Annotated in this window: 10 protein-coding genes; 3 read left to right on the forward strand and 7 right to left on the reverse strand. The window is 69.2% G+C overall.

Features of this window, described 5'->3' with window-relative positions; genetic code table 11:
- Nucleotides 1–3 precede the first annotated feature (3 nt).
- The 3 genes from REH70_RS20150 to REH70_RS20160 all read right to left on the reverse strand — a co-directional run bounded on the left by REH70_RS20150 (nucleotide 4) and on the right by REH70_RS20160 (nucleotide 2,009).
- On the reverse strand, nucleotides 4–1,509 hold the full coding sequence (locus REH70_RS20150) for an adenylate/guanylate cyclase domain-containing protein (protein WP_310750235.1): 1,506 nt from the start codon (nucleotides 1,507–1,509) through the stop codon (nucleotides 4–6).
- 135 nt (nucleotides 1,510–1,644) lie between these two features.
- Nucleotides 1,645–1,776: a helix-turn-helix domain-containing protein gene (locus REH70_RS20155; protein WP_310750237.1), complete on the reverse strand. Its 132-nt coding sequence runs from the start codon at nucleotides 1,774–1,776 to the stop codon at nucleotides 1,645–1,647.
- Nucleotides 1,755–2,009 carry a recombinase family protein gene (locus tag REH70_RS20160; protein ID WP_310750239.1) on the reverse strand — a complete coding sequence of 85 codons (255 nt, stop codon included), beginning with the start codon at nucleotides 2,007–2,009 and terminating at the stop codon, nucleotides 1,755–1,757. The genes REH70_RS20155 and REH70_RS20160 overlap by 22 nt, the downstream gene beginning before the upstream one ends.
- On the opposite strand from REH70_RS20160, the gene REH70_RS20165 reads away from it, so the two are divergent.
- The gene (locus REH70_RS20165) at nucleotides 1,971–2,960 is read left to right on the forward strand and encodes a hypothetical protein (RefSeq protein WP_310750243.1); all 990 of its coding nucleotides are present in this window, start codon (nucleotides 1,971–1,973) and stop codon (nucleotides 2,958–2,960) included. The two genes, REH70_RS20160 and REH70_RS20165, sit on opposite strands and share 39 nt — an antisense overlap.
- Before the next feature lie 88 nt (nucleotides 2,961–3,048).
- Here the strand turns inward: REH70_RS20165 and merA are convergent, their stop codons facing one another.
- Complete coding sequence (merA, locus tag REH70_RS20170; protein ID WP_310750246.1) at nucleotides 3,049–4,425, reverse strand: mercury(II) reductase; 1,377 nt, start codon at nucleotides 4,423–4,425, stop codon at nucleotides 3,049–3,051.
- Between the two features lie 72 nt (nucleotides 4,426–4,497).
- On the opposite strand from merA, the gene REH70_RS20175 reads away from it, so the two are divergent.
- Nucleotides 4,498–4,938 carry a heavy metal-responsive transcriptional regulator gene (locus REH70_RS20175; RefSeq protein ID WP_310750249.1) on the forward strand — a complete coding sequence of 147 codons (441 nt, stop codon included), beginning with the start codon at nucleotides 4,498–4,500 and terminating at the stop codon, nucleotides 4,936–4,938.
- 143 nt (nucleotides 4,939–5,081) lie between these two features.
- Here REH70_RS20175 and istB read toward each other — a convergent pair whose 3' ends face one another.
- Nucleotides 5,082–5,840 carry an IS21-like element helper ATPase IstB gene (istB, locus tag REH70_RS20180; RefSeq protein ID WP_310750252.1) on the reverse strand — a complete coding sequence of 253 codons (759 nt, stop codon included), beginning with the start codon at nucleotides 5,838–5,840 and terminating at the stop codon, nucleotides 5,082–5,084.
- A 47-nt stretch (nucleotides 5,841–5,887) separates the two neighbouring features.
- Nucleotides 5,888–7,606 (reverse strand): IS21 family transposase, encoded by a 1,719-nt coding sequence (gene istA / locus REH70_RS20185; protein ID WP_310750255.1) that lies wholly within the window; start codon nucleotides 7,604–7,606, stop codon nucleotides 5,888–5,890.
- 125 nt (nucleotides 7,607–7,731) lie between these two features.
- Here istA and REH70_RS20190 point away from each other — a divergent pair, with 125 nt between their 5' ends.
- Nucleotides 7,732–8,175 (forward strand): hypothetical protein, encoded by a 444-nt coding sequence (locus REH70_RS20190; RefSeq protein ID WP_310750257.1) that lies wholly within the window; start codon nucleotides 7,732–7,734, stop codon nucleotides 8,173–8,175.
- Nucleotides 8,176–8,857: 682 nt separating this feature from the next.
- Here REH70_RS20190 and REH70_RS20195 read toward each other — a convergent pair.
- Nucleotides 8,858–9,721 (reverse strand): RHS repeat-associated core domain-containing protein, encoded by an 864-nt coding sequence (locus tag REH70_RS20195; RefSeq protein WP_310750260.1) that lies wholly within the window; start codon nucleotides 9,719–9,721, stop codon nucleotides 8,858–8,860.
- Between the last annotated feature and the right edge of the window lie 552 nt (nucleotides 9,722–10,273).

The raw sequence follows: 10,273 nt of genomic DNA on the forward strand, positions 1-10,273 counted from the left end.
GCGTCACCGCGCCCACGGGCGGAGCGGGGCGTCTGGTGCCGGTCGCGTCGACCCGACGTAGGCGGGGCTTGTCCGAGCGGCCTTGGCCTCCTCGGACTTCTCGGCGGCCTTCTCCTCGCGCTCAATGACGTCGAGCGTGAGGTCGTGCGCCACGTAGGCGCCTCCGCTGTACACGTAGTACTGCTGGAGCCAGGCGGGAAGCGAGTCATAGACGGCCTTATTGATGCCGGTGACGGTGCCGTCGAGCCGTTGCTGAATGCGAGCGGCTTCGGCGACGGCAGGCCCGAGCGCCACGACGTCCCGGTCTCCGTGTTCGCCGAGCTTTGACAGCAATATTGAGCCGGCCGCGACGCCGATGGCGAGTGGCTTCGCTGCGCTGGCGTCAACCACTTGCGGCATAACGTTCGTAGCCACGGACTGTAGCGCGGCAGCGACCTTAACGGCGGTCAGGGCGGCTTTTGCCTCGTCGTCGAACGGCAAGTAGGCAATTGCCTGCATGCGGTCGCCCTGGTACTGAATGCGGAGGGAGTCGTAGTCGATGACAGCGGTGCTCCGCATCTCCTTGCGAAGCGTGTGAAACGCCCGGACTGCCTCGATGAGGTCTTCGTCTTGCTCGGTCGCTTCGTCGATGTACTTAGTGAACCCGTCAACGTCTGCGAAGATCGACACTGCATGGAGTCGCTTGCTGTTCGACAGACCCAGTGCCGACTTATCAATCGTGACGGTCGGCTTCTTTACCGTCGCGCAGCCAGGCGGGTACTTTTCGGCCGCTTCGTCAGGGCGTTTGCGAGTCTGGTCCGCGCTCCAAGTCCAACCGTAGTGTTCGCACAATGCTTCGACTTGATCCGCAGTCATTGATACCTTGCAGACGACATCGTCGTTTGTTTCCGAAACGTACGCTCTGACGTCGTCGGGTAATAGGTCTGCGGCGTCGGCTGAGATGCGGACTCCGGCGCTGATCATCTTGGCCGCGTAGTTTGCGGGGGCTCCGAGGAACAGAAGCTCCCGGTCTCCGCCGGTGCCATTCCTTGTGGCGATGACGTCGCCAAAAGCAATGCCTGCCGCGGTCTTCCACGCGAGGTCGCCGCTGAGCCGAAACACTTCGTTGAAAATTGTTGCGGTGTGTTGAATCGCCGCGGCGGCGACGACCGCCTTCGCGACCATCTCAGCGTCGTCGCTGATTGGTCGGTACGCGACGGCGTGCAGGCGCGGTCCCTGGAAGTGGACCTTGACAGCGTCGAGGTCGGCCTCCACCACTCGCGTCACCTCCCGCGCATAGAGGTGCACCAGCCGAAGCATGTCCTCGTCGGTGCCCTCCTCCGGCTGCCCAAGCAGGTCGGTAAAGTTGGTGACGTCTAGGTAGAGATGCGCTCCTCGTACCCGCCGCGGGTTGGTAAGGCTGATCGACTCGAAGTCCGTCTTGCGGGCCACTGTGCTCACGCTTACGTCGACTGTGGCCTCGTACGTATCGCGCGCCCGCTCCAGCGATGCCTGCTCCGTCCAACCCATTTTGGCCCTCCAGCCGTGTGCTTACACGAGTGTCGTTCGCTTCACCTGTCCATTGGAGCACGGGCCACCGACAGTGGCGGAGGCCGAGTGAAGGGAGCCGGGCCCCCGGGCCGTGGGTGCGCAGCGCGGGGCGGCCTACGTGGTGCTCCTCGGCAGCCGCGGAGAGCTCGTGGTGGGTGGGCGGTTGAGCGCCCGGTAGATGGTCGTGCGGCTGACGCCGAGGACGTTGCCGATCTGGGTGACGGTCATGTCGTTCTGCTCATACATCCGCCGGGCTGCTCGGACCTGGTCGGCCGACGGCAGTGCGGGTCGTCCACCGGTACGTCCGCGTGCCTGGGCGGCGGCCAGGCCGGCGAAGACGTGAAAGACGAGCCGGCCGCCGGGGAGGTGGTGTCGATGGTTTCCTGCAGAGACCGGAACCCGACGCCGCGGTCGGCGAGGACCTGAAGCTGGTCGATGAGATGGCGGATGAAGCGGCCCAGGCGGTCCAGGCGCCGCACGACGAGGGTGTCGCCGGTTCCACGTACTGGACGAGAGCGGCGGCGTTTCGTCTCGTCGCCGCGCAAGCCGATCTCGTACCCGACGATCAGGTGGCTGAGATTGCCGAGCAGGCGATCGCGGTCCTGGATGCCGCGGCGGAACGGACCCTGGTGGACACGCCGCTGATTGGGCCCTCGGTGTACGTGGCCGCCGTCGAAGCGCTCGCCGGGCTCGGCGACCGCCTCGCGTCAGACCAAGCCGAACGGCTCCTCGTCCAGCTGGCGCCCTACGCCCACGCCGAGCCCGGGCGCGGCTGGCAAACCGACGACGCCCACGCCGAGGTATGCGGACGCATAGGTCGGGCGCACCCAGCGCTGCTCGACCGGGCGCTGGACCAACTCCTGGAACTGCTAGCGCGCGCGAGCCACTCACTCCGCTCTGAAGCGCGCGAGCTGCTCACCGACAACATCGACCGGGTAGATGAGCGGCTGCGCGCCATCGCCCCGACCACCGCCGATGCGGCCGAGCTGCTCGCTTACGCGCGGCCCGAACAAGTCGACCCCGCAGACATGGAAGCCGCCGCCGCCAGTCTCTCGGCGCCGCTAACCAACGGACCGGGGGCCTACAGCGTGGGTACCAACGCTGTTAGCAAGTCGGTCATCGCCGCGGGCTTGCCCGCCGCTCGGCGCGCCGAACTCATCGAGCACCAAATCGAACGGGCACGGTCCCCGTACGAAGCCGCCAGCGACCGCAACGACTACCTGATCGCGGCCGCCAACCTCGTCGCTGACTTGGACGACGACGACATCGCCCGGCTCCTGCCCCAGGCGCTCGCTCTCGCCCACGACCCGCCACCTTCGGAGGCTGACTCCGTGATGGGGCAGTTCAGCCACCCCCTCGGAGCGTTCCGCTACTCCGGCGGCAGCGACAGCCGCCCCGCCGCCGTTTACCTGGTGAGTGTCGTCAAGTGAAGTGGCCCCTGCTGTCGTCACGGTGCTGGCCCCACTTTGGGGGTGTGCGAGACGTGATGCAGGAGTCGGTGGTGGCGCTGGTGGGTCCTCAGGCGCAGCAGCTGGTCGGGGTGTTGGTGCGGAAGAGTCCGGCGGCGAGGCGCAGCGCTTCGCTCATCGTGAGGTAGGGCGCCCAGGTGTCGGCGATGTCGTCGATGGTGAGGCCGAACTTGATGGCGTAGGTGGCGGCGAGCATGAGTTCCCCGGCACCGTCGAGCGCGGCGTGGACGCCGAGGATCTGGCGGCTGTGGACGTCGATGACGAGCTTCAGGACGCCTCGGGGGTCCTGGTTGACCAGGGCGCGTGGGAGGTCGTGGGCGGTGAGGACTCGGCAGTCGCAGGTGTGCCCGAGTTCGAGGGCGCGCTGTTCGGTGAGTCCGGCCGAGGCGAGCTGCGGGGTGGTGAACACGACGCCGGGAAGGCCCCGGTAGTCGACCGGGGTGGGGTCGCCGAGGGCTCCGGCGGCGGCCGCGTGTCCGGTCCGTGCGGCGACGTAGACGTACTGAGGTGCTCCGGTGACGTCGCCGGCGGCGTAGATGCGCGGGTTGGTGGTGCGTTGGTGGGGGTCGACGACGATGAAGCCGCGGGCATCCGTCGCGACTCCGGCGTCGTCCAGGCCGAGGCCGGTGGTGTCGGCCGTCCGTCCGGTCGCGACCAGCAGCCGTTCGCCGGCCGCCGTGTGGCCGCTGGCGGTGTGCACGAGGACTGTGTCGTCGGCCCCGCGCTCGACGGCGACGGCGTGCTCCTCGACGATTTGGATGCCGTCGGTGAGGAACGCCGCGCGCAGCACGTCGGCGACCTCGGGTTCGGTGTGCGGGGCGACTCGGCCGACCAGGGTCACGTGCACTCCGAGGTGGGACCACAGCTGCGCCTGCTCGAGCCCGACGTAGCCGCCGCCGATGACGACCATCGATTCAGGGAGCTGCTGCTGCTCCATCGCGGTTGTCGAGGTGAGGTGGGCGACGTCGTGCAGGCCGGGTAGGTCCGGCAGGTGCGGCGCGGCGCCGGTGGCGATGACGTAGGCCGCCGCGCGGACGGGCTCGTCCTCGACGTGCAGTGTCGTGTCGTCGACGAACCGCGCGTGCCCGTGCCGGATCGGGAAGCCGTGCGCGGCGGCGACGTCCTGGTACTTGGCCTGCCGCAGCGCCTCGATGAGGTTCTGCTTGCCTGCCATGAGTGCCGGGAGGTCGACGCCGCCGGCGGTGGTGGGGACCATCGGGAAGGGGTTGGTCAGGGCGCGGTGGCGCTGCGCGGCGGCGGCGAGCAGGTTCTTGCTCGGGATGCACCCGATGTTCAGGCACGTCCCGCCGAGGGGGCCGTGCTCGACGAGCAGGACGCGTCTGCCGCGTGAGCGGGCTTCGATGCCGGCGGCCATCGCTGCGGCGCCGGTGCCGACCACGACCAGGTCCCAGGTGTTCTCGTTCATGGCCGGAGACGGTAGAGGTTCCAGTGCGGGGGAAGGTCAAGGCGTAGTGTCGGTGAGGTGAGGATCGGGGAGGTGGCCGAGCGCGCTGGCCTGACCACGAAGGCGCTGCGGTTCTACGAGCAGGCCGGGGTCCTACCGGTGCCCGCCCGGACGGCCTCGGGATACCGGGACTACGACGACAGCGTGCTCACGCGGCTCGGGTTCGTCCGCGCCGCTCAGGCTGCCGGGCTCACCCTTGCTGAGATCCGCACGGTCATCGAGGTCCGGGAGGACCAGGGCCCACCGTGCGAGCACGTCACCGCCCTCCTCGACCGGCATGCCGCCGCGCTCGACAAGCGCATCGCCGAGCTCGAGGCGACCCGCACCGAGGTCCGGCGGCTGCGGGCCCGCGCCGCCACCCTGGACCCGGCAGCCTGCGGCGAGGACGGCGTCTGCCAGGTCCTGCCGACCGGTGCACCCGTCAGCGGCGCGACGCCCGCCGCCACGCCCACACCGCGCACGGCCGGCAGATGAAGACCCCCGGTGTCGACCCCAGCTCCGCCAACCGGCGCCGCTGACGCCCACAACAACCACACGCCGGAGCCGGCTGCGACACGCCTCCGACCTCGCTGCTTGTTTCCTGCACAGCCTCACACAAGCAGGCTCCGCCCCAGGGTCTAGCCCGTGCGCTGGGCTCGGGCGTGGGTGAGGCGGTAGGACGTCGAGCCGGTCTCGATGATGTTGCCGGCGAAGGTGAGGCGGTCGATGATCGCGGCGCACAGGCGTGGGTCGGTGAAGGTCTTGGTCCAGGCGGAGAAGGACTGGTTGGAGGCGATGGCGACGGAGTTGGTCTCTTCGCGTTCGGTGAGGACCTGGAAGAGGAGGTCGGCGCCGCGGCGGTCGAGTTCCATGTAGCCGAGCTCGTCGATGCAGAGCAGGTCGACCCGGCCGTAGCGGGCGATGGTCTTGGCGAGGATCTTCTCGTCGGCGGCCTCGACGAGCTCGTTCACGAGCTTGGTCGCCAGGGTGTACTTGACCCGGTAGCCGGCCTCGGCGGCGGCGGTGCCCAGGGCGATGAGCAGGTGGGACTTGCCGGTGCCGGAGTCCCCGATCAGGCACAGCGGTTGGCCGTCCTTGACCCAGGTGCTGGTCGCGAGCTGGTGGATGGTGGCCGGGTTGAGGTTCGGGTTGGCGTCGAAGTCGAAGTCTCCGAGCCACTTCTCCCGGGGGAACCCGGCAGCCTTGACCCGGCGGATGGAGCGGCGCCGGGACCGGTCGTCGCACTCGGTGAGCAGGAGCTCGGCGAGGAAGGCACGGTAGGACAGCTGCTCGCGTTCGGCGGCGGCGATCATGTCCTCGGTCTTCGCGCGGATGCTGGGCAGTCGCAGCGCCCGGCACGCCTGGTCGACCGCGGCGAGGGCGGCTTCCTCGCTCATCCCGCGCCGGCGTCGCAGCGCCGGTATGGGCGCGGTGGTGGGTGTGGTCATGACACCTGTCCCTCGGTGGTCGCGGACGCCGGCGTGGGACCGGTCGGGTCGGGGTGGGCTCGTCGCAGCCGTAGGAGCTCGTCGTAGTGCGCGACGGACGGCAACGGTCGGGTGTCGGCGGGTAGTCCGGCGATGACCGCGGCCGGATCGCTCAGGCGCCGTTCGGTCAGGCGGACCACGACCCGCTCGGACAGGTCCACCACGGCCGGCTGCCCGAGCCCCGCGTCCAGCGCGGCGGCCAGGTCAGCCGCGGTCGTGTTCTGGGCGATGCGGCGGGCCTCGACGGCGACGACGTCGGCGCGCACCGCTCCGACCGACGTCGCTGCGAGCAGCCCGGCGACCACGTGCTCGGCCCGCAGGTGACGGTGCAGCAGCAGCACCTCGACCAGCTCACGGGTGCCGTCGGCGTCACCGAGCGCGGCGCGGGCGGCCGCCCAGAACGCCTCGTGGGCGCTGGTGAACGCTCCCGAGCGGCGCGCCTGTGCCAGCGCGGTGGCGCCGGGCAGGGCGCCGGGCTTGCGGGCGAGCACCTCGAGGTAGTGATCCAGCACCAGGGTCATGCCGTGCTTGCGCGGGGACCGTTCGTGGTGGGCGACTTCCACCCGCGCTGAGGACCCAGCCGCGCCGGGCGCGGCGGCATAGACGAGAACCTCGTGGGCGCGCAGCAGAACCCGCACCTGCCGGCCGACCAGTCGGGCGGGCACCGAGTACTGGTGGCAACGGACCGTGATCCGGGCATGGCGGTCCACCCGCGGGAACAACGTGATCCCCGCCTCGAACGCGGCCGGTGGCAGCGCCTGCAGCGCGGGCTGTTCCTCGGCGAACTCCGCCCCGATGGGGTGGGCACGACCGGGCAGGTGCCGGGCGTCGTCGAGGTGACCGGCGCGGGCGAGCAGCGCGTTGAGCTCGGTGACGGACTCGACTTCAGGGACGGGGACCAGGTGCCGGCGGCGGAACCGGCCGATCTCTCCTTCCACCCCGCCCTTCTCGTGCGCGCCCTCCAGGCCAGGGCGGCAGAAGAAGGAGTCGAACCCGTAGTGGGACCGCAGCTCGAGGAACCGGTCGGCCTCCTGCCGGCCGCGGCCCTGCAGCACCCGGACCACCGCAGACTTCAGGTTGTCGTACTTGATGCGCTCGGGCACCCCACCCAGAGCTTCGAAGGCCCGGACGTGGCCCTCCAGGAACGCCTCCTGCCCAGCGCTGGTGAACGCGACATGCACCGCCTTCCCGGACCCGGACAAGCGCAGCACGAACAGCTGGCACTTGGTCATCGTCCCGGCCACGACCGCGAAGAACTCCCCGAAGTCGACCTCCGCGTCCACCCCGGGCGCGTGCTCCTGGACGACGGCGACCTCCACCCCACCCAAGCCCAGCTCGGCCTTGCAGCGGCGCACATACCGGTAGACCGTCGCCTCCGAGACCTGCGCCCCGTGCTCGGTGACCAGTCGCTGCCAGATCCGCCGAGCGGTGTGACGTTGCTTGCGCGGCGCCTGAAGATCCGCAGCAAGGATCGCGTCGATCACCGGCTTGAACTCCTCCAACGCCAGCCCCGCCCGGACCGGCGGTGCCTTGCGCGGTGGCGGGGTCGGGGCCTTCAGCGCCTGACGGACCGTGCGCCGGTGGACCTGATGACGACGCGCCAGCTCCCGGATCGACAGACCCTCACGCCGAGCATCCCGACGGATCGCCTCGAACAGCTCCATCCGACCCCGCATCCCACAGCCACCCTCCCGCCGCCAGCCCCCGCAGCGACAGGACCCACCTCACCGACCCCGGGGCCAACCCCAGTGACGACACACCGAACAACCCCACATCCACCCCGCGAAGTGGGGCCACAACGGTGACGACAACAGCCGCTACCGGAGCCAGATCAGGTGACCACACTCACCTGGCGGCGCGACTTGCCCGCACGCCAGAACAGCGCGACCTTGCTAGGACCAGTGCCCTGGCGATTATCAGCGCCGGCGGGCAAGAGAGCTACCATGCGACCCGCGCGCTGCAGGCCCTACAAGACGACCTCGAGCAAGACGTGCCGCTACTCGCCGGCCTCGGCTGGCCGTTGCGGTCGCTCGCGGGGATCGCTTGGGTGGCGTCGGATGCGCTAGACCCCGTGATCGGCGACCGGCTAGCCGTGGACGCCGACCCGCGGGTCCGCCGCGCGCTTGCCGGAGCCCTCTCCGGCCGCGCGGCCGACGGACGGACTGCCCGCGCCCGCGAGATTCTCGCCTCCGACCCCCGCTACAGCGTCCGCCGGGCGCTGGAGGGCATGGACACCGACAGTTGACGAACCTGTCGCAGGGCGCACAACGGGGGTCTGCGATCGTGGGCATGCAACCGCCCATGGTTCCTGGTGGCCTCGGTCTGACAGGTTCGTGAGAAATCTGACACGCGTCTGACAAGAAGGCGAGAAGTGGCCAACTCGTCCGAGAACCTACAAGGGGCGGGTGTAGGAACTCGCGGAACCTGTCCGCTTGCCAGCTCCGTGACCTGCGCATTGACATCAGCGTGAGACAGCTCGTGTCTCGAGTACTTGTCCGAATCTTCAGCGGTGGGGGTGAGAGCCCGTCGAGTCCATACCGCGGACGTAGGACGGAAGTTGCTGAACCCGCCAGTCCTGTGCTCGGGCGGCCGCCGCCCTGAGCGGTCACGCTCCCGCGGGAGGGGACACGGAGCGGCGTTCCATGTCGGGCGACGCAGGCAAAACATGAGTATCGCCATTTCAATCCCATCGGCCCGCCGCCGGCAACGGGGCGGCGGGCCGACGACGATCCGGTGACGCGCGAATCGGTCTAACCACCGACAACTTCAGGTGAGGTCACGCTCGGGGCGTGAGGTTGGGCCCGTTGGGCGGACGCTTACTTCTTGGAGCGGCCTCTCGTAAAAACGATGACCAGTCCAACAATCACGATTGCGAAGAAGAGCGGAACGCCATAGGGGACATTCAGTGCTCCGTTTGCCATCCTCGATCACCCGTCCTCTGCAAGTCCTGCACCGATGCCTAGGCCACTGTACCCCGCACTTACGGCAACTGACGTTCGGTAGCCGACTCCCAGCGCATTCGATGCAACGCTGAAGCCAGTCCCGACAGCCCCGAATGCACCCGCAACGACGGCGCCGCGTGTGTCACCAGCCGCCAGCTCAGACCCCACCGATAGGGCGGTGGATCCGGCAGCAAGACCAACTGCCAGGCCGCCTGTGGCGAAGACCGCGGCTGCGCCCACAACAAGACCGGCAGCGCCTAGGACGGTCGATGCGCTGACGCGCCCCGTGGGGTCGGTGTAGTTGACGGGATTGTTGGCGGCATAGGCGTAGCGGTTGGCGTTGGCGGGGTCGAGGGGTGCGTCGAGGGTGTCGTACTGGGTCCAGCGCCCTTCGGTGGGGTCGTAGTAGCGGGCGCCTTGCTTGATCCAGCCGGTGGTGCGGTCGTGCAGGCCGCCGGTGTACAGGAAGGGGGTCTGCTTGATGGCGTTGCCACCGGAGGTCTGGTCGAGCTCGGCGACGCCGTAAGGGTCGAAGGAGTATTGGAACGCGGTGGTGTCGAAGGAGGTCACCAGTGCGACGGGGGAGCCTTGGGCGTCGTAGATGTACAGCAGCGGCTGCCCGGTAGAGGTGCGCAGCATGATGGGTTGCCCGGTGGGGTCGTTGTCCAGGTGGGCGGTCTTGCCGTCGACGGTGACCTGCTCGATGACAGGGCGTCCGGGGACGGCGCTGTCGGCGCCGTAGGTGTAGGTGTACAGGTCGTTGGGGGTCTCGTTGCGGAGAAGCTCGTTGTTCCCGATGCCGGCGTAGGTGTAGTCGTAGGTGACGCCGCCCGTGGTGACCGAGGCCATCTGGTCTCCGGCGGTGTAGGCGATGGTGCCGGCGTCGGGGTCGCTGGTGAGGTTCCCGGCGCCGTCGTAGGTGAACCCGCTGGTGGTGATCTGGTTGCCGGGGTTGTGGGTGCGGGCCTGGTCGGCCGTGGCGGTGGTGGTGGCCGTGGTGCGGTTGCCGCGGGCGTCGTAGGTGTAGGTGTACGACGTGGCGGCGATGGGCCCGCGGCGTCATTGCCGGCCGTCGTGGCAGCGCCGGTCAGGCGGCGGGCGTTGTCGTAGGTGTAGGTGGTCAGCTGGCCGGTGACGTTGTCGCGGACCCACTGGGTCAGTGACCGGTCGTCGGTCGTGGTGGTCGAGCAGTTGGGGTAGGTGGAGTTCGTGGCGTAGCAGTACTGCAGGTCGACCACGGTGTCGGGTGAGCCGCCGTTGATGGAGGGGGCGTTGCGCTTACCGAGGATCCGGGACGGTCGTCCGGAGGCGTCGTAGTCGGTGTGGGAGTGCGCGGCCCACACGGTGTTGGCGGCGTTGGTCTGCATCCAGGTGTCGGTGCGCCGGCCCTTGTCGTCCACG

The organism is Cellulomonas sp. ATA003, from assembly GCF_031582905.1.
GTDB lineage: Bacteria > Actinomycetota > Actinomycetes > Actinomycetales > Cellulomonadaceae > Pengzhenrongella.

Bases quoted from the DNA above. Each gene is read 5' to 3' on its own strand.
- REH70_RS20150 (WP_310750235.1), bottom strand. From the start codon at position 1,509: ATGGGTTGGACGGAGCAGGCATCGCTGGAGCGGGCGCGCGATACGTAC.
- REH70_RS20155 (WP_310750237.1), bottom strand. From the start codon at position 1,776: ATGTATGAGCAGAACGACATGACCGTCACCCAGATCGGCAACGTCCTC.
- REH70_RS20165 (WP_310750243.1), top strand. From the start codon at position 1,971: ATGGCGGATGAAGCGGCCCAGGCGGTCCAGGCGCCGCACGACGAGGGT.
- merA (WP_310750246.1), bottom strand. From the start codon at position 4,425: ATGAACGAGAACACCTGGGACCTGGTCGTGGTCGGCACCGGCGCCGCA.
- istB (WP_310750252.1), bottom strand. From the start codon at position 5,840: ATGAGCGAGGAAGCCGCCCTCGCCGCGGTCGACCAGGCGTGCCGGGCG.
- istA (WP_310750255.1), bottom strand. From the start codon at position 7,606: ATGCGGGGTCGGATGGAGCTGTTCGAGGCGATCCGTCGGGATGCTCGG.
- REH70_RS20195 (WP_310750260.1), bottom strand. From the start codon at position 9,721: ATGGCCTCGGTCACCACGGGCGGCGTCACCTACGACTACACCTACGCC.